General features: G+C 54.0%; 18 protein-coding genes. 7 read left to right on the top strand and 11 right to left on the bottom strand.

Annotated elements, in window-relative coordinates; all coding sequences use genetic code 11:
* Positions 1-50 precede the first annotated feature (50 nt).
* Positions 51-677 carry a LysE family translocator gene (locus tag LH23_RS15300; protein ID WP_039292802.1) on the top strand — a complete coding sequence of 209 codons (627 nt, stop codon included), beginning with the start codon at positions 51-53 and terminating at the stop codon, positions 675-677.
* Positions 678-681: 4 nt separating this feature from the next.
* Here LH23_RS15300 and LH23_RS15305 read toward each other — a convergent pair whose 3' ends face one another.
* Positions 682-996, bottom strand: a complete 315-nt coding sequence (locus LH23_RS15305; protein WP_039292804.1) for a hypothetical protein — start codon at positions 994-996, stop codon at positions 682-684.
* Between the two features lie 2 nt (positions 997-998).
* Positions 999-2,087 (bottom strand): AbrB family transcriptional regulator, encoded by a 1,089-nt coding sequence (locus tag LH23_RS15310; RefSeq protein ID WP_039292807.1) that lies wholly within the window; start codon positions 2,085-2,087, stop codon positions 999-1,001.
* 191 nt (positions 2,088-2,278) lie between these two features.
* Here LH23_RS15310 and LH23_RS15315 point away from each other — a divergent pair, with 191 nt between their 5' ends.
* Positions 2,279-2,890 (top strand): TetR/AcrR family transcriptional regulator, encoded by a 612-nt coding sequence (locus LH23_RS15315; RefSeq protein WP_039292811.1) that lies wholly within the window; start codon positions 2,279-2,281, stop codon positions 2,888-2,890.
* 7 nt (positions 2,891-2,897) lie between these two features.
* Here the strand turns inward: LH23_RS15315 and LH23_RS15320 are convergent, their stop codons facing one another.
* Complete coding sequence (locus LH23_RS15320) at positions 2,898-4,037, bottom strand: DSD1 family PLP-dependent enzyme (RefSeq protein WP_039292814.1); 1,140 nt, start codon at positions 4,035-4,037, stop codon at positions 2,898-2,900.
* A 93-nt stretch (positions 4,038-4,130) separates the two neighbouring features.
* On the opposite strand from LH23_RS15320, the gene LH23_RS15325 reads away from it, so the two are divergent.
* Positions 4,131-5,036, top strand: coding sequence for a LysR family transcriptional regulator (locus LH23_RS15325; protein WP_039292816.1), 906 nt, complete (start codon positions 4,131-4,133; stop codon positions 5,034-5,036).
* A gap of 2 nt (positions 5,037-5,038) precedes the next feature.
* Here LH23_RS15325 and LH23_RS15330 read toward each other — a convergent pair whose 3' ends face one another.
* Positions 5,039-5,890, bottom strand: a complete 852-nt coding sequence (locus tag LH23_RS15330) for an MBL fold metallo-hydrolase (protein WP_039292819.1) — start codon at positions 5,888-5,890, stop codon at positions 5,039-5,041.
* A gap of 236 nt (positions 5,891-6,126) precedes the next feature.
* Here LH23_RS15330 and LH23_RS15335 point away from each other — a divergent pair, with 236 nt between their 5' ends.
* The 3 genes from LH23_RS15335 to LH23_RS15345 all read left to right on the top strand — a co-directional run bounded on the left by LH23_RS15335 (position 6,127) and on the right by LH23_RS15345 (position 9,172).
* A complete protein-coding gene (locus LH23_RS15335; RefSeq protein WP_039292822.1) occupies positions 6,127-7,029 on the top strand; it encodes a LysR substrate-binding domain-containing protein in 903 nt (300 codons plus the stop codon).
* Between the two features lie 455 nt (positions 7,030-7,484).
* Positions 7,485-7,979, top strand: a complete 495-nt coding sequence (locus LH23_RS15340; protein WP_231560135.1) for a GIY-YIG nuclease family protein — start codon at positions 7,485-7,487, stop codon at positions 7,977-7,979.
* A 710-nt stretch (positions 7,980-8,689) separates the two neighbouring features.
* Positions 8,690-9,172 (top strand): glutathione peroxidase, encoded by a 483-nt coding sequence (locus LH23_RS15345; protein ID WP_039292824.1) that lies wholly within the window; start codon positions 8,690-8,692, stop codon positions 9,170-9,172.
* A gap of 287 nt (positions 9,173-9,459) precedes the next feature.
* On the opposite strand, the gene LH23_RS15350 is transcribed toward LH23_RS15345, so the two are convergent.
* From LH23_RS15350 to LH23_RS15375, 6 genes are all read right to left on the bottom strand, one after another.
* Complete coding sequence (locus tag LH23_RS15350; RefSeq protein WP_039292827.1) at positions 9,460-9,753, bottom strand: YciI family protein; 294 nt, start codon at positions 9,751-9,753, stop codon at positions 9,460-9,462.
* 158 nt (positions 9,754-9,911) lie between these two features.
* The gene (locus LH23_RS15355) at positions 9,912-10,943 is read right to left on the bottom strand and encodes a methionine synthase (RefSeq protein WP_008459294.1); all 1,032 of its coding nucleotides are present in this window, start codon (positions 10,941-10,943) and stop codon (positions 9,912-9,914) included.
* Between the two features lie 25 nt (positions 10,944-10,968).
* Complete coding sequence (locus LH23_RS15360; RefSeq protein ID WP_039292832.1) at positions 10,969-11,946, bottom strand: DUF1852 domain-containing protein; 978 nt, start codon at positions 11,944-11,946, stop codon at positions 10,969-10,971.
* Between the two features lie 243 nt (positions 11,947-12,189).
* A complete protein-coding gene (locus LH23_RS15365; protein ID WP_039292835.1) occupies positions 12,190-15,258 on the bottom strand; it encodes an efflux RND transporter permease subunit in 3,069 nt (1,022 codons plus the stop codon).
* On the bottom strand, positions 15,258-16,370 hold the full coding sequence (locus tag LH23_RS15370; RefSeq protein WP_039292838.1) for an efflux RND transporter periplasmic adaptor subunit: 1,113 nt from the start codon (positions 16,368-16,370) through the stop codon (positions 15,258-15,260). Before LH23_RS15370 ends, LH23_RS15365 begins: the two co-directional genes overlap by 1 nt.
* A gap of 77 nt (positions 16,371-16,447) precedes the next feature.
* Complete coding sequence (locus LH23_RS15375; protein ID WP_039292841.1) at positions 16,448-17,065, bottom strand: TetR/AcrR family transcriptional regulator; 618 nt, start codon at positions 17,063-17,065, stop codon at positions 16,448-16,450.
* A gap of 176 nt (positions 17,066-17,241) precedes the next feature.
* Between LH23_RS15375 and LH23_RS15380 the strand changes: the two genes are divergently transcribed.
* The gene (locus LH23_RS15380) at positions 17,242-17,688 is read left to right on the top strand and encodes a DUF4019 domain-containing protein (RefSeq protein ID WP_039292844.1); all 447 of its coding nucleotides are present in this window, start codon (positions 17,242-17,244) and stop codon (positions 17,686-17,688) included.
* A 79-nt stretch (positions 17,689-17,767) separates the two neighbouring features.
* Here the strand turns inward: LH23_RS15380 and LH23_RS15385 are convergent, their stop codons facing one another.
* The gene (locus LH23_RS15385) at positions 17,768-18,517 is read right to left on the bottom strand and encodes a hypothetical protein (RefSeq protein WP_039292847.1); all 750 of its coding nucleotides are present in this window, start codon (positions 18,515-18,517) and stop codon (positions 17,768-17,770) included.
* Position 18,518 lies beyond the last annotated feature (1 nt).

The raw sequence follows: 18,518 nt of genomic DNA on the forward strand, positions 1-18,518 counted from the left end.
GTAGAGCGTTTAATGCATCACAATGAAAACGATTGTGAGAATTTAACACTATGAATATTCCCCTGCTGGGTGCCTACACGCTCGCTGTCTTTATGTTGATCCTGACCCCCGGCCCGGTTGTTGCCCTGGTGACCGGCACGGCGGCGCGGCACGGCAGCAGGAAAGCGTTTCTGACCGTCATCGGCACCAACAGTGCTTCGCTGGTGCTGATTGCCTTTGCGGCCATGGTGCTGGCGGGCATTGTTTCTCTCTCGCCGCTGCACCTGTCTTTGTTAGGCCTGGCGGGCTCGGTGTTCATTGGTTGGGGGGCTATCGTCAGCCTGCAAAGCAGGCATGAAGGAAGTGTTGCAAGAACGGCAATAAGCGACGGGGGAGGACTCTTAAAAGGCTTTGTGGTTGGCGTCTCTAACCCAAAAGACATTCTGTTTTTTGTCTCTTTTTTCCCTCAGTTTATGGCGGTTACCCAGAATTTTAGCACCAGTATTATGACGCTATCCCTGGTGTGGATTGTGCTTGATTTTGCGATCCTGGCGCTTTATATCCTCACCGTGCAGCGCTGGGTGCCTGAGCGGCACGGTAAATTGCTCGACCGTATCTCAGCGCTGTTTCTGCTTGCCGTGGCGTTGTTTGGCCTGGTTTACAACGCCAGCGCGCTTTTCTCGCTCTCTGAGGCGTAAAGCCTTATTTCGGGCGCTTTGAAGCCTGTTTCACCTTGCCAAAATGCACGGAAAGATAAAGCCCCATGAGCAAAAAGCCGATGGCTGCGGGGATAAGGTTATGAGGCTGGGCGAAAGACGACTCGCTTTTGAAAATAAGCAGAAGCGCAATAAGGGCATTCAATGTGCCCCAAATAAAATTGATCAGCGGCGAAGAAAGACCCACGCCTCGGGGTTTGGCAAACGGCGTTGGGAAGCGTTCTCCCGTCAGACCGCAAACCAAATGTGGCACGCTGTTGCACAGCAGTGCGCCGATAAACAAATCCATCACAATATGCATTTTTACCTCGTAGCCTGCCGCTTCATGATATTGCCGATGATCGGCCCGAAGGCGACCAGAATAATAAAGCGGGTCATCTGCATCGACATCACAAAGGCGATGTCGATATGCTTGCTGGAGGCGGCGATAATCGCCACGGAATCCGCGCCACCGGGGCTCATGGCTAAATAAGCAGTGAGCGGATCGATATCGGCCACGACCACCAAAAATGCCGCCATCACCCCGCAAAGAGCAATCAAAATCACAATGCTGACCGCAATACGCGGCAGCACCTGGGCGGCATGTTTTAACAGCGGGCGTGTGAATTTTAGCCCAATGCGCCAGCCGACAATGGTGTAGGCCAGCACCAGCACCCACTGCGGCAGCGCGATCTCTATCCAGTTATTCTGCGAGAGCACCACGCCCACTACCAGGGTGATCAACAGTGCGCCGGCAGGCAGACGCAGCAGTTTGGCCGCAATGCAGCCGAAGGCAATAAGCCCGAAAGTTTCAGCCATCGCAACGTAAGAGCCGTGTGCAAAAAGATCGATCGTTGCCGATGTGGCAGGGACGTGCTCACCTGAGACTTTCATCAGCACGGAAGCGACGCTAGCCACCATAATCACCCGCAGATATTGCATGGCGGCGACAAGCTGCGTATCTGCGCCGTTGGCTTCGGCCATCAGCGTCATGGCGGTGGCGGCACCGGGGCTTAATCCCCATAGCGCGGTGGTACCAGGCAGGATGCGCATACGGGTCATTATCCAGCCGAGCAGCATACAGATAAAAATCACCGAAAAGACGCAGACAATAAACAGCAGCCAGTGAGAGCCGAAGGTGTCGGCGAGGCTGCGGGGCATTTTGCTGGCAATCATACAGCCGATGACGCCCTGGGCGATGAGAAACAGCGTACCGTTTGGCTGGATTTTTGCACCGTTGAGGGAGACAACGATCCCGGCGGCCATCGGCCCCAGCAGCAGGGCGGCCGGAATATTCAGCCAGGTGAGTAGCCCCCCGAAAAGCGCGGTGGCAGCAATCAGCGTGCTCCACTGCATGCGCTGGGGTGACAGCAGGCGATAACCTTTAGGTGTGGCAGGATCTTGTTTCTTCATCGTTGTATAGCCGCCCGCAGTGCGGAAGAATATTTGGTTTAAGCTGGCTCACGCCTGAGTCGTGGCTTAAACTCAGGGAGAGTAAAGTTATGCGAGGCCACCCTCGCATAAAATAGATTCTAGAGGATGCCCTCGCATATCTCAATGGGCGTTATGCGAATAAATGTTAGCGGATTGATACGAAATATTTTATGACGAAACCAGCGCCCTTAGCGGCAAACCAGCCTAAACGCCTGCGCGGCCATCTCCGCGTGGCGGCAATAACCGAAGCGGCCACCCGACTCTTCGGCGAGAAGGGCTTTGACGCCGTGACCATGACCGAGATTGCCGCCAGTTCTGGCACTGCCATTGGCTCACTGTACCGGTTTTTCCCCAACAAAGAGTCGCTGGCCGACGCGCTGCTACTGGAGTACACCCGCGAAGTGATCGACCGGCTGGAAGCGCTGGAGGCAAGCGTTACCGGGGTGGACATCCCCACCGCAGCGGACCTGTTTACTCGTTTTGTGCTTTCGCTACAGTCACAGCGAACCTTTGCCCTGAGGCTGGTGGAGGAGCGTGGCGAGCATGAAGCGGCCCGCCTCCAGTTCAGGGACGCCATGCGCGGTGGGTTTTCCACCGCACTTCAGATAGTGCTCCCTGGTTTATCCCCCGAACGCGCCAGCCTGATGACCATTGTTATCCTGCAAATGCTCAAAGGCGCGGCGGCGGCGAATCTGCAAAATGATGCAGAACGCAAAGCGGTACTCGCTGAAGCACAAGGGCTGCTGGAGCTGTACCTTTCAACAGAACAGGCGAAGAAATAGCGGCAGGTTACCAGCCGACGATCCGTTGCCAGACCTCGTGCCCCTCGCCATCTTCGCTCAGAACCTGATAGTGCTGATGCATGGCGGCGGTGGCGCAGGCGTGGTTGGGCAGAATACGCACCCGGCTGCCGACGGGGAAATCATCGACGGTAAAGGCTGACGCTTCCGGCAAGGTAATGATGCCGTGCTCCTGGTTGGTCGTGGTGACCAGCAGGTTTTCTAAGGGATTGCCGTTCAGGCTGCACACCTGGCCGTAGCCGTAGTCCTGACTTTGCGCCGCAGTGCCCCTGTCGCGGGAAAGCGCCATCCACCCGGCATCGATAAATACCCAGCCTTTCTCCCTGTTGTGGCCGATCACCGTGGCGACGACGCTAATCGCAATATCCTCCAGGCGGCAGACACCGACGTTTTTCATCACCAGGTCAAAGGTGGTAAACACCCCGGCTCTGACTTCGCTGATGCCGGTGAGATTGTCTGCAAAATGGGCTGTCGGCGTGGCACCTACGCTTAATATGGGGCAAGCATAGCCCTGCGAGCGCAGACGGTTTCCGGCGGTTTTAATGGCGGTACATTCGGCTCTGGCGGCCGCGAGAATAGCGTCGTCCGTGCGGCAGCTATAGGATTCCCCGGCGTGAGCCAGCAGCCCGGTCAACGTCGAGCCGCTTGTTTCAATGAGGCGGGCCAGCGTCAAAAGTTCGTCGCTGTGCGGCGGCAAACCGCCCCGGTGACCGTCGCAATCCACTTCAATAAAAACCGAAAACGCCAGATTGTGCGCCCGGCTGTATTCAGCCACGGCGATAGCCTGTGGTTCACTGTCGAGCAGGATATGCAGGTTCACGCCTTTAGCTATCAGCGCCGCCACGCGGGGAAGTTTGTGGGGCGCGATACCGACGGCGTAAAGCAGGTTGGTGTAACCAGCGGCGGCAAAGGCTTCCGCCTCGGCGAGCGTGGAAACCGTAGCCGGGGAATCACTTTGTTCAAGCAGGTAGCGGGCGGCCTCGATGGAACGCAGCGTTTTCAGATGCGGCCGGACTTCGCTGCCCAGGGCGTGAACGCGGGAATAGAGCCGCTCAATGTTGCGCAGGTATTTGCTTTTCTCGATCAGCAAAAAGGGGGTATCACGGGTGGTGAGCCATTCGGCGGACATAGCGGATCTCCTGTTGGATGAGAGGCCATGTTGCCATTCGGTTCATTAGGTATAAATTAATATAAAAGCAATGAATAATTAGGTTTAGACTTAATGATAAACAGCGACGATCTGGCTTTCTTCCGCACTATTTCCACCCACAGCACGCTGGCTGCCGCCGCAAGGGCGATGAACGTCACGCCGCCTTCCGTTACGCAGCGGCTGCGCGGGCTGGAACAAAAGCTTGGCGTCGACCTTATTCTGCGGCCTTCGCGGCAGGTTTCACTGACCGATGAAGGTTCGCTGCTGCTTAGCCGGGCAGAAAAAATACTCACCGAGCTGGCTGGCCTGCAAACTGCGCTGGATGACCGGCGACAGCAGGTCAGAGGGAAGCTGCGTGTGCTGGCCCCGCTGGGGTTTGGCAACGATTATATTGCGCCGTTGCTGGGGGAATACGCCGCGCAGCATGAAAGCCTTGAAGTGGAGTTGACGCTCTCCGACGACCCGCATTGGGCCACGCTACACAAGTGGGATTTGGTTGTCTTCATCGGCGAGTTGCGCGACTCCAGCATGTACTGCATTAAGCTTGCGCCCAACCAACGCTTTATCTGCGCTTCACCGGAATACCTGAACCTAAAAGGCACGCCGCTAACGCCGGAACAGCTGGTGGAGCACGACTGCATCGCGCTGCGGGAAAACAGCGAAGATGTGACGCTGTGGCGTTTTTCTGGCCCACAAGGAAACTGCCCGCAGCGGATCTCGCCTAAATTGTCGAGCAACGAAGGACGAGTGGTAAAAGAGTGGGCGCTGGCGGGCAGGGGGATCATCATGCGCTCCGAATGGGATGTGCTGCCGCAAATTAACAGTGGCGAGCTGGTGAGACTTCTGCCGGACTATACGCTGCCGGATGCCGACATTGTGGCGCTGAGCGGTGCCCCGCAGGCAGAACGAAGCCCCAGGGCGCAAAAGTTTATCGAACTGCTCAAGGCGCGGCTGGCGGGCAGGCCCTGGGGGAAATAGGCTCATGCGATTGGCGCCAGGCCATAGGAAATAGCATCCCCATTATCAACCATGCCAAGGATAGCAAAGCCTGTCCGGTCCAGATGCATGCCTGCAATCAGCAGTTTTTCCCTTGCGGCTTGTTTCAGCACGTTTTTCCGCGTTTGTTCAGCTTGCACCGGATCAACGTCAAAGAGAATAGAGGCGCCAGGCAGCGCAGATTGAATGTGGGGATAATGAACGATGTCCCCCCATATGAGTAAGCTTTTATCATCCGCATCAATGCGAAAGCCGGTGTGGCCCGGCGTGTGACCCGGTAACCAAACCGGGAGGATACCCGCAGTGATTTCACATTGGCTAAAAAAATGCAGGTTCTGTGCATAGGCCTCTAATGTTTGACGTGCCAGCCTGAAGTTAAGCTTGCCCCGTTCATTGGCGTCTCTTTGTTTTTCATCATCCCGCCAGTATTCTGCTTCCAGAGGGTGCAAATGAAGTTCCGCTCGTCTATAGACAGGGTTTCCTTCAGCATCCAGCAGGCCGCCAATATGGTCAGGATGACAATGACTCAACAAAACCATGTCCACGTCATCAGGCCCGACACCCAGGGCGGCAAGATTTGTTCTCAATTGCCCGCCAACGTTATTCCGTCCCCCTGTACCTGTATCCACCAGCAGGGTTAGACCCTGCCCGCGAATCAGGTAAGCGTTAATGTGAATATTACCGGGCTCAGCCAGGCCTGCGCTCTGCTGGATGGCTTCTGCTTCAGCGATGTCGATGCCAGAGAGTAAATCCAGGCTAGCGGGCATAGAGCCATCACTTAAGGCGGTAACCAGAAAATCGCCAATCTGACAGGACGGAAAAGATGAATAATTCATAAAGACCTCAGAGGGAGCTCAGGAGATAGACGCGATTTTTATGCCTGACGGCGGTGGCGCAAAATCATTCGACGCTTGCTCAATTCCAGAGACCTACATCGACTAATCTCCGCAGACGCAAATCAGCTTAATGATTTTTTGTCATGCTACTGGCTATACTTTGGCAAATGAATCGATAATATTTCATTGATCAGTGATATTTAGTCACTGATTGTTCATTGTCTGCCTGGAGGCGTATGCGCAGAAAAATTCCCAGCAGTACATCCCTGCAGGCTTTTGAAGCGGCGGCCAGGCACGGTAACTTTGCCCGGGCAGCCGAGGAGCTTTCGCTGACGGAAGGGGCCATTAGTCGCCAGATTGCACGCCTTGAATCGTTACTGGGTTGTCGATTATTTGACCGGACAGGCAGCCGCGTGAAACTCAACCCTGTCGGGACGCGTTATGCCTTTCATGTTCGTGAAACGCTTAAGCGAATGGAAAGAGATACTCAGTACATCATGGGGATGCCCAGGGACAGCAGGAGTCTGGATATTGCCGCGCCGCCGACATTTTCTAGCCGGTGGCTTATCCCCCGGCTGAGCAGTTTTGCCGCTATGCATCCGGACATCACGTTAAATATTGCCGCCAGAACCGATCCTTTCGTTTTGAGCGGAAGCGGTTTTGATGCCGTAGTGCATTTTGAACATGCCGCGTGGGCCGGGATGCGCGTGCAATTCCTCTTTGAGGAAAAACTGGTTCCCGTATGCCACCCGGGTTTGTTAACAGATCATAAGGGAAGGGGGCAGTTGAAGGATTTACCAAGAATTCACCGACGACTGAACCCGGATGCATGGCATCACTACGCCCGTGCAACGGGCATAAGCCTTGATAATCTGGCGCAGGGGGTTCGGTACGATCTTCATGAAATGGCCATTGCTGCCGCACTGGCTGGGCAAGGCGTTGCCCTGGTACCACGTATGTACGTTGCACAAGAACTCGATAGCGGAAGGCTGGTCGCTCCCTGGCCGGAATCAGACTCGTTGAGTAAAAAATTCTGTTTAGTTAAACCAGTTGAAACGGGAATCAACGAATCCGCATTAAGCGATTTTGAGTGCTGGTTACTGGCCGAAATAAATACGCAAACAGGGACATTCCGCTAATATAGTGACGCAGCCGGAGGCGCGGTCTGCCGGGTTCCCGGTGCCGGAAAATTGTGAACAGTTTTTTGCTACATCCGATATTGTCACCGTGCACCAGCGTTTAGTGGCACAAACGGAAGGTAATATTCCCACTTCAGGCCTTCGATAGCGTGCTCCAGCATGGAGCTGAGCGGTGCGTCCCTGGCAGAAAGAAGCCCGAGGGCGCAAAAGTTCATTGAACTGCTGAAGGCGCGATTGGCGGGGAAGTCCTGGGGTGAGTATTAATATTGGTAGATTAAAAAGTGAATCGTTAAGCCAGCTGAAGTGGCATAATTCAGCGCTGACACAAGCCACGTAATGCAATACCTCATAAAAGGATTTATGGATGACTAAAGTATCGATGCTGGTCATGCTCGCAATAATGCTTTCAGGATGCGCGCTATTAGCCCCTAAAGATTGTATAAAAAAGAGTGCGCTTGATTAACTTTAAAAATACGGCTCGCAAATTCATCCGCTATGGCGAAAGTATTCAAAACGAATTGGTTGTTAGCGCTATCTCTCCGATGCGGCTGACGTTCGGCGAATTTCCAGGTTACCGCAACGTTGTGCTGGACAGAAACAGTATCGGCGCAATTCTCAGGCTTAATCTACAATCCTGGCGCACAGCACTATCCGTGGTTAAAGGCATCTATGTATTAACCGATCGAGATGGGGGCAAACCCTATGTCGGGAAAGCTGATGGAAATGAGGGAATTTGGGGACGATGGAAATATTATTTTGGTTCCGGTCATGGTGGCAATTTAGGGCTAAAAGAAGCTTTCGTAACTGGCGATGAAAACCGGCTACAGAATATCTCTTTCGCGATACTTGAAGTCATGGATCCCAATGCCGAAGAAGGTGAAATTTATCGCCGCGAAACACACTGGAAACAAATCCTACTGTCGCGGGAGTTTGGTCATAACCGGAACTAAGGAGCCTGCGAAAGAGCTCATCCGATATTCTATGGCTATGCTTTTTTCAGAGTTGATCGAACAGACGGTCACTGTTCTTTTAGCCGTCCGCTCATAGCTAAAACAGCCTGAGATGTCTCGAGGCAGTTTCGTGCCAAGAGCGTATATTATAAATGATAACGGAGCAGGTCATCGGGGAAAGCAATGGCACGTCGAGTTGAGCTGAGAGGCATAGCCAATGCTCTGAATGAGAGCTTTGTAAGCCGTAACAACGATTTCAAAGGATTCTGGACTATTGGCCAGTTAAAGTTATTGGCCATTAATAACAACCTCAGCACTATGATTTTTTCCTTTACTCCTCCTAAGAGTGCCCCCCGCTGTAATTTGAGACATTATGTTACATTTCACTATGCAGCCATGCTCGCGCATTTATTAAGAAAGCAGCTAATCCCCGATTTTTGGATAAGTGAAGCTAGCATTACGATCGACTTTAACGTTAATGCTGAACACGAACATTTGAATGAATGCTCAACATCAGGTGAGCCTTTTAAGTGCCGTTGCCAGATAATTGATGATATGGGCCGCAGTTACTCTTCCGTCGTTTATGGCAGGTGCCATGCCCACTCATCTGTGAAAGAATTAAAATCGACACGAAAAGCGTGGCTAAGTTAGCGATAGAAGAATTACGGCCCGCGCTGCGTGGTCATTTGACGTGCACTGAGGAACCCAACATGCAGCCCTTTCATCAACTGACGGCCACCAGCCTGACTGGCCAGCAGATCCCTATGTCCGATTACGCCGGTAAGCTGGTACTGGTGGTGAATACCGCCAGCCAGTGCGGCTTTACGCCGCAGTACGCAGGCCTTGAGGCTCTCTATAAGAAATATGCCGCGCAGGGGCTGGTGGTGCTTGGTTTCCCCTGCAACCAGTTTGGTAAGCAGGAACCCGGTGACGCCGATGAAATCTCGCGGACCTGCCATATTAACTACGGCGTGAGCTTCCCGATGTTCGCAAAAGTCGAGGTTAACGGCACCGCAGCGCATCCAGTGTTTCGTTATCTGAAAAATGAGTTGCCAGGCGTGCTGGGGGGCCGCATCAAGTGGAACTTCACAAAGTTCCTGATTGGCCGGGACGGAAAACCGCTGAAGCGTTTTGCGCCGTTCACTACCCCGGAGAAAATGGAAGCCGCAATCGTGGCGGCACTTAAAACGTGAGCGCGCCCGTCATTGGAAAAATAATGCCATCTATTTGATGTGAAAGGGCTAAGCGAAGAACAAGACGAAGAGTAAAACCTGTCGATCTTTCAATCCAGTAAGCTTTTATCGGTTATATCGATGTGAAAGCCGGTGTGGTTGGGCGTTGCCCTGGTGTCGCCCACGCTGTTTTTATTGAAAGCATCAAGCAAAACTGCTTTCTAGAATACGCCGTCCTGAACTCTTCATCAGGCGAGGCGTGTGTAGCCGCATAACTTGAATCTAACTAATGCTGATTCGGGCTCAACTTAAAAAACAGCGTCCAGTAGCTGTGTTTTCATTGTGGCTTCAAAGGGCAGAATTTCAGCTTTAGCAATGTTGAGTTTCTGGAATGGATCCTGGCTAAGGCGGGCTTCCAGAGATTCAATGCTGTCACATTTTGCAAGAATAACTCCGCCATTACGGGGAATTCGTCTTCCTGACGCCAGAAATACTCCCTCGGCATAACCTTTCTTTAGCCACTCAACATGAGCAGGAATTTGAGCGTCAACTTCTTCTAATGGTTTTATATAAGTCAGAACAACAACGTAAATGATGCTCATCATAAGATCCTGGCGGTTTTATGAATCATTAATAGACAGACCTGCGAATGCATAACCCGGCAGGCTGCTCGTTTTAATCTGTGAGAGTAGAAGCTACCAAACGGAATAAAAAAACCTGGCGATCTCTCAATCGCCAGGCTGGCTAGATAAGCTCCCGGTTATTTACCCAGAATCTCTCTACGCACGATCTCGGCCCCGGCGCTTAACGCGTGCAGTTTGCCTCTGGCCACATGGCGCGGCAGCGGAGCCATACCGCAGTTGGTGGAAGGGTAGAGATTTTCGGCATCAACGAACTGCAGCGCTTTGCGCAGCGTGTTGGCGACTTCTTCCGGGGTTTCAATGGCGTGGTTGGCCACGTCGATGGCGCCCACCATCACTTTCTTGCCGCGAATCAGCTCGAGCAGGTCCATCGGCACGTGGGAGTTGTGGCACTCCAGCGAGATGATGTCGATGTTCGAGGTCTGCAGTTTTGGAAACGCTTCTTCGTACTGGCGCCATTCGGAGCCCAGCGTTTTCTTCCAGTCGGTGTTCGCTTTGATGCCGTAGCCGTAGCAGATATGCACGGCGGTTTCGCACTTCAGCCCTTCGATGGCGCGTTCCAGCGTGGCGATGCCCCATTCGTTAACTTCGTCGAAGAACACGTTGAACGCAGGCTCATCGAACTGAATGATGTCCACGCCGGCGGCTTCTAGCTCTTTCGCTTCCTGGTTCAGGATTTTGGCAAATTCCCAGGCCAGTTTTTCGCGGCTTTTGTAGTGGTTGTCATACAGCGTGTCGATCATCGTCATTGGGCCAGGCAGCGCCCATTTGATTGGCCGGTCGGTCTGTTTGCGAAGGAACTTCGCATCTTCCACAAACACCGGTTTCTGGCGAGCCACGGCGCCGACCACGGTCGGGACGCTGGCATCGTAGCGGTTACGGATACGCACGGTTTCGCGTTTCTCGAAATCTACGCCGTCCAGGTGTTCGATAAAGGTGGTCACGAAGTGCTGACGAGTCTGCTCGCCGTCGCTGACGATGTCGATATCCGCCAGCTGTTGTTCGTGCAGCGCAAGGCGCAGGGCGTCCTGTTTACCCTCAATCAGTTCCTGATCCTGCAGTTTCCACGGCGACCACAGCGTTTCAGGCTGGGCCAGCCAGGATGGTTTAGGCAGGCTGCCGGCGGTGGACGTAGGCAATAATCTTTTCATGTCGAATAACCTTGTATTTGGTGTCTCAAAGAGGGTAGTTGGCAGACCACTGCTCTAAAATTGTTTGGTACGGTTTGATGAAGTGCTCTTCAGTAAACTTCCCTTGTTCGATGGCCAAACGGCTGCGTTCTTCACGATCGTAAACAATTTGAGTAAATGAATGATCCTGGTGGTTCAGGCTTGGCTGGAAGCACAGCCCGGCCGGAGAGTTCGCGTTGTAAATCTCCGGGCGATAGATCTTCTGGAACGTCTCCATGGTGCTGATGGTGCTGATAAGCTCGAGATTCGAGTAGTCATTCACCAGGTCGCCCGTGTGGTAGAAGGCAAAAGGCGCCACGCTGTTTGGCGGCATGAAGTAGCGAGCCTTCAGCCCCATTTTGTTGAAATAGAGATCGGTCAGGGAAGATGAATCTTGTTCATATTCGATGCCGAGCACCGGATGGCGGTTCCCGGTCTGGCGGTAAACGTTTTTGCTGGAGACGCTCAGGCAAATGACCGGCGCTTTGTTGAAGTTTTCTTTGTAGGTGTCTGAGCCAACGAAGTGTTTGAACAAGTTCCCGTGCAGGTCGCCGTAGTTTTCCGGAATGGTGAATTTTTCACGATCCTGGTTGTACTCTGGCAGCAGAACGCTGAAATCATAGTCGCGGACGTAGGAGGAGAAGTTGTTCCCAACGATGCCTTCGATGCGCTGGCCGGTTTTCTTATCCAGCACGTGTGTTTTTAAGATCTCAATCGCCGGGAAGGTGTTGCCTTTGCCCTCGACATCCAGCTCAACGGAAATAATTTCAAGTTCAACGCCGTAGCGGTCAGAGGTGGGGTTGTCCCAGTTCGCCAGGGAATTGAAGCGGTTATCAATCATGATCAAAGCGTTACGCAGGTTCTCCTGACGCTTCTCACCGCGGGCCAGGTTAGCAAAATTGGTTGTGATGCGCGTATTCCCTGATGGGTTGTAATTCTCATCAAAAACAATGCTCTTAAGAGTAAAAGTAAACGCTTTAGTCATGGTAATCCGGCACCTTAATTCTGTTTTTTGCCTGTATCTACTGCTTGATTTCTCACAGATAACCTTTGGTTAGCTGTGGTTTTACCTGTCAGTAATCTTCACATTGCATGTCGTTAACAATATTGCATCTTTTATGCCTGAGTCACAGTTTTAGTAAAAGTGATTTAATTTCATTAGAACATGAGCGGTGTTCATGATTTGGAATATGGCCCGGAGAGATCTCTTCCGGGCCTGAAAAGTCGGTCAGTTATCGACCTTTGGTGGGCGGATTTTGAACCAGATCGCATACATGGCGGGCAGGAACAGCAGCGTCATAAAGGTGCCGCCAAACGTCCCGCCGATGAGCGTGTAGGCCAGTGCCCCCCAGAACACGGAGTGGGTCAGGGGAATAAACGCCAGAATCGCCGCCAGTGCGGTGAGCAATACCGGGCGTGAACGTTGGATTGTCGCTTCAACCACGGCATCAAAAGGCGTCAGCCCGGCCTCCTCGTTATGCTTTATCTGGCCGATGAGGATCAGCGTGTTGCGCATTAAAATCCCCGAAAGCGCAATCAGCCCCACCAGGGCATTGATACCGAACGGCTGGTTGAAAATCAGCAGCGTCGGCACCACGCCGATAAGCCCCAGCGGGCTGGTGGCAAACACCATCAGCATGGCTGAGATCGACCGAACCTGAAGAATAATCACCAACAACGTTAACGCGATCATGATCGGGAACAGCGGGGCCATGGCCGCCGTGGCTTTGCCGGATTCTTCAATGGCGCCGGCTTCTTCGATGCGGTACCCCGCCGGAAGCCCTGCCACAATAGGTTGAATTTGTTTCACGATCGCCGTTGATACATCCGGCGGCTGAAGGCCATCGGCGACATCGCCACGCACGGTAATGGTTGGCGTCCTGTCGCGGCGCCGGAGCACCGGGTCTTCCATCACAACTTCAACCTTCCCGATCTGCGAGAGCGGCACTTTTTGCCCGTTCGCACCGACGAGCGTTAGCGCGGCGAGCTGCGCTGGATCGTCCCGCACGCTGCCTTGCGCTCGCCCGGTAACCTGCACGGAACGAATATCTTCTCGTACTTCGGTCAACGGCGTGCCGGATAGCAGAAACTGCAATTGCTGCGAGACGGAAGCGGTGGTTAAGCCCACGGCGTTGAGCCTGTCCTGGTTCAGGGTGAAATGCAGCGTGGGCACCCGGGAGCCCCAGTCGATATTCACGGTGCGCATCAGCCCGCTTTGATTCATCACTTTTTCTACCCGCGACGAAATCGTTCTGAGTACGTCCGGGTCTGGCCCCATCACGCGAAACGCCACCGGGTAGGGCGTATAAGGCCCGAAGACCAGCTGGGTGACACGCACCTGTGCTTCCGGTGCCAGGCCGTCGCTGATGGCCTGCCGCAGCCGCAGTTTCAACGCTTCCCGCGCATCGGGATCGGGCGTGAGGATCACGATTTTTGCAAATGAAGGGTCGGGCAGCTCAGGCGCCATGGCCAGGTAGAAACGCGGCGCGCCCTGGCCAATGTAGGAGGTGACGATTTTGGACTCTTTCTGGGCGCTGAGCCATTTTTCAATGCGCTCGGTAGTGCTCGTCGTTTGCTCGATTGAAGTGCCATAAGGCAGTTGCACTTCGACCAGTACTTCCGGGCGGTCGGAGATCGGGAAGAACTGCTTTTTCACCACGGCCATTCCGGCTATCGCCAGCACAAACAGGCCGATGACCGAACCGGCGGTCAGCCATTTGCGGGCGATGACTTTTTTCAGCAATGCCCTGAAGCGATTGTAATTTTTGCTGGTGTACAGCGCGTGTTCCGCCAGCGCGGCTTTGTGCATATCCGGGAGCAATTTCACGCCGAGATAGGGCGTGAACACCACGGCCACCAGCCAGGACGCTATTAGCGCGATGCCGACAATCCAGAACATGTTGCTGGTGTATTCCCCGGCGGTGGAGTGGGCGAAGCCGTTCGGCATAAAGCCGATGGCGGTCACCAGCGTGCCGGCCAGCATGGGCGCGGCGGTGTGGCTCCAGGCGTAGGCAGAGGCTTTCACGCGGCTGTAGCCTTCCTCCATTTTCACCACCATCATTTCAATGGCGATGATTGCGTCGTCCACCAGCAGGCCCAGCGCCAGAATCAGCGAGCCTAAGGTTATCCTGTCGAAGTTTTTATCGGTGGCGGCCATGACGATAAATACCACCGCCAGCGTTAGCGGCACGGCGGCGGCAACCACGATGCCCACGCGCCAGCCCATGCTGACAAAGCAGACCACCATTACTACCAGCAGGGCGACAAAAAACTTCACCATAAACTCATTCACGGCGGAGCTGATGTTCACCGACTGGTCGCTGACTTTACTGAAACTCATGCCGAGCGGCATTGTCTCGTTGATCTTGTGCGTTTCCAGATCCAGGGCTTTGCCCAAATCAAGCCCGTTCCAGCCGTCGCGCATGACCACGCCGAGCAGCAGGGCTGGCTCGCCGTTGTTTCTGACTAGGAATGTCGCCGGGTCTTCATACCCGCGTTCGACGTCAGCGACGTCTGACAGCTTCAGCGTTTTTCCCTGAGCCACAATAGGGGTATCGCGAATTTTGGAGAGCTGATTCAGCGCGCCATCCACGCGGATAAACACCTGCGGGCCAGCAGTTTCGATCGAGCCTGCGGGCGTGAGCAGGTTCTGATTGCTCAGCGCCTGAAAAATATCCAGCGGCGAAACGCCAAGTGTGGCGAGCCTGTCGTGCGAGAACGAAACAAAGATGCGCTCCGCTTGTTCACCGATAATATTCACTTTCTTCACGCCGGGGACATGCAGCAATTGCTGGCGCAGATTCTCGGCATCACGCACCAGCAGGCGCTGCGGCTCGCCTTTGGCTTTCAGGGCGAATAACGCAAAGGTCACGTCTGAGAACTCGTCGTTCACCAGCGGGCCAATCACGCCATCCGGCAGGTTTTTAGCCTCATCGCTGATTTTTTTACGCGCCTGGTAAAATTCCTCCGGCACGTTGGCGGGTAGCGCACTGTCTTTTAAGGAGACAACGCTATAGGCAAGGCCTGGACGGGTATAGGTTTCGGTGCGGTCATAATCGTCCAGCTCCTGCATTCTCTTTTCCAGCGGCTCGGCCACCAGATCCTGCATTTGCTGCGCGGTTGCACCCGGCCAGGCGGTGATCACGGTCAGCTGCTTCACCGTAAAGGGCGGGTCTTCGGCACGGCCCAGTTTAAAAAAGGCGATGATCCCGGCAAGCGTAATGAGCACGATCAGAAACAGCGTGACTGATTTTTCCCGTACCGCGAGAGCGGAAAGGTTAAAGCGAGAATCGCGCATTAGGGTGCTCCCGCCAGGTCAGTGGTGCCTTGTGCCAGTGGCCTGACTTCTTCGCCTTCGTGCAGCAGGTGTGCGCCCAGGGCGACGATGCTGGCGCGGCTGTCAATATGAGTAGCAACAACGGCGGATTCGTCGCTGATGCGGTGGATGCTCACCGGCTGCCAGCTCACTGTCGCCGGCTTGCCGCTGACCACCCAAACGCCGGTGCCTTTATTTTTCCCGGCATCATAGAGCGAGGCTAAAGGCACAATCACGTTCTGTGTGGTAGCACCTGCATCCGGGATGGCGACCGTGACCGTGCTGCCGAGAGGGGCCTGAGAAAGCGCACCAGCCAGTACAAATTTCGCTTCAAAGGTACGGGTTTGCGGGTCTGCCGCGTCGGAAAGCTGGCGTAAGGTGGCGGCCACGGGAGCGCCATCTGAACCGTAAAGATGAGCCTGAGCGACGGTGCCCAGTGCCGGGCGCAGCGTTTCCGGCAAATCGACAACCGCTTCACGCTGGCCCGCCCTGGCCAGACGAATCACCGCTTGCCCGGCGGCGACAACCTGACCAGGCTCGGCCAGAGTGTCCATGATCACGCCGTCAGAGTCTGCCGTCAGCACCGCATAATTCATGGCGTTTTTAGCCACATTGGCCTGCGCAATGGCCGCCTGCAGATCTGCTCTGGCGCTGTCGGCCTGGGCCTTAATTTGATCGTACTGCGAAGCGGAAATCGCGCCGCTGCCGAGAATACTTCTGTAGCGGGCCTCATCGGCGGCGGCCTGCTTCGCGCGGGCTTTGGCGGCTGCGACGGCCTGATCCTGTGCTTTAGCCTGCAGGCTTAAGTCCTGCGGATCCAACCGGAGCAGGGGCTGGCCGCTTTTCACCGTCTGGCCTTTGTCCACCAGGCGCTCAAGGATTTTGCCCGAAACGCGAAAACCGAGATCGCTTTGGATTCGGGAGGCGACAATGCCGGTAAACGCCCGGGCGTCATCGTTGGCGGACTGAACCGTGACCACACGAACCAGCGGTGGCTGGGTACGCGGATCCTCTGGTTGAGATGAATCACCGCAGGCGGTGAGCGCTGAGCACAGCAGCGCCACAGCGGCTGGAAAAGGCTGAAGACGAAACATACGTTCCCTTATAAACGCGGAGCAGGAACGCAATAATTATTCAAGTGACCAATTTAGTCAATGGTCACAAAATGCGGTCAGGGCATTAAACTTTTGAGGATAAGCGCGGGCAAAAGCTGTTCGGCCTGCTTAGCCAGTTCAAGGTTATATTGCAGCTGTACCGGGCTGATAAACGGCAGCATGACCAGGAAAACGGCGTTCACGGTGTCATCCATCGGACTGCGGCGCTCAAATTCACCGGACTGGCGGCCTTCCTGAATGATGGCGGTAAGCACTTCCCGCAGCTGCAGCTTGTAGCGTTCGGCCGAGGGCCAGTTCTCCAGGCAGGAAACAATGGCGATATCGTGCAGTTTACGGTCATAGAAGAACAGGTCGCTACCCGCGGCGATTAAGGCACTGAACATCGCCCGTAGCTTAGCCGATGCACCAGTGGCGTCATCCACCGACTGGCTGACAATTGCCATCATCTTTGTCAGGCGGTTGTCGCAGATAACTTCGCCGATTTCCTGCTTGGATTTAAAAAACTTGTAGATATAAGCCTTGGAATAGCCGATGGCTTTAGCCAGGTCGGAAACCGTTGTTTTTTCAAACCCGTAGTGGCCGAAGAATTCGGTCGCCGCCTCGATGATCTGTTCCCTGACGCTGTGTTCCGCAGGCCCTCTGGTTTCCCCGCCCTGAACGTGAGTTTCAGACATATTTTCTCCCTGTGTTCGGATTTGTGAATGGTGACTATTGTAGCATTGGGTCACTACAGGTGCGATGTTGCTTTAGTGCTGCGCTTTTCCAGCAAATATGGTGGGATGGTATATATTTTATTGATTCAGTCGTAAGCCTGCGTGTTACCTATTTTAATCGGCGAAGGAGAAGTTGCGTGAGGACAATAAAGTATTCCGGTTTTGCCTTATTTTTACTGCTGGTTCAGCCCGTTCTGGCCAATGAGGCTAATCCGTCCAATGATCCAACAGCTTTTAAAGATATGGCGCTGAAAGCTGCCGCCGTGATTGATTCCGGTGGTTATCAAAAAATATGGAAAGAGGCGACAAAACATACGCAAAATGCCGTGAATGAAAAAACGTTCGTTTCTCAGGTAGACAGCAACAGGCTGGCGGTTGGGAGCGTGAAAAACCGTGCGTGGAGAAGCATCACGCAGGTGCAGATGGCGGAGCAGAGCGGCAATGTGAATCCTGGCCATTATGTGAACGTTAATTTCAACTCGACATTTTCAGATGGGCGCCAGGGCAATGAATTAGTTTCTTTCCGTAAGGATGAAGACGGGAAATGGCGTTTTTCAGGCTATGTGGCTACGTTGAATAAATAGTGCTCAGGTGCCGCTAAGAATAAATAGTGCTCAGGTGCCGCTAAGAATAAAAGTGCCGCCGTGGCGGCGGCACTCAATTTTATTTCTTCCTCTGAATGCTTACCTTATATTCTGTTCCCATAACTTTTCCGTTTCCGAGCCAGTCTGCATCATATAAAGACATCACTATCGTATTATTCGAGATCCGGAAACGATATCCTGCATTAACACCACGATCCCGGTAGCTTTCAGGCTGAGCAGGATCATTCATCACTGACTTCACGAAGGCCGGAGCCGTTTCAGACAGCTGCTGGTGGATGAAAGTCTGGTAGTCGGCCACCGTGGCAAAGGTCATGCCTTCACTGGACGTGGCCAGTTGAGCAAGGTACTGCGCTACGTGAACGGCGCTGGGTGTCAACTGCTGCAGCCGCTGGGCAATTTGCTCCACGGCTTGCTCATCATTAGCCTGCAGGTGTTCGCTGGCGAGGAAGATGTCCGTTTTGAAGATCTTAGCTGAAACATACGCGGCGCACTTTAGCGCATAATCCGGGGGCTGTTTTCCATCATTCGTACCAAAGGCGCTGGCATTCAGGCTTTGTTCCGCCAGACTGGCGTCCAGATGCGCTTTGTCTATTTGCCCGGCGACATACTGGCAAATACTGGACATCACGGCTTCATTCAGCTGCCCGCCTGGGGCGGGGACTTCATTGACCAGCGCCTGCTGTAACAGCGGCACGGAGGAGACGGTAATCATCCCCTGTTGCCGGGTATCATCCTTGTTGGCCTCTTTACAGCCCGCCAGGGCGGCAAGAGCAATGACTGCCGGTAATATTGCGCATTTTCTCATCATT

The organism is Cedecea neteri (assembly GCF_000758305.1).
Classification (GTDB): domain Bacteria; phylum Pseudomonadota; class Gammaproteobacteria; order Enterobacterales; family Enterobacteriaceae; genus Cedecea; species Cedecea neteri_C.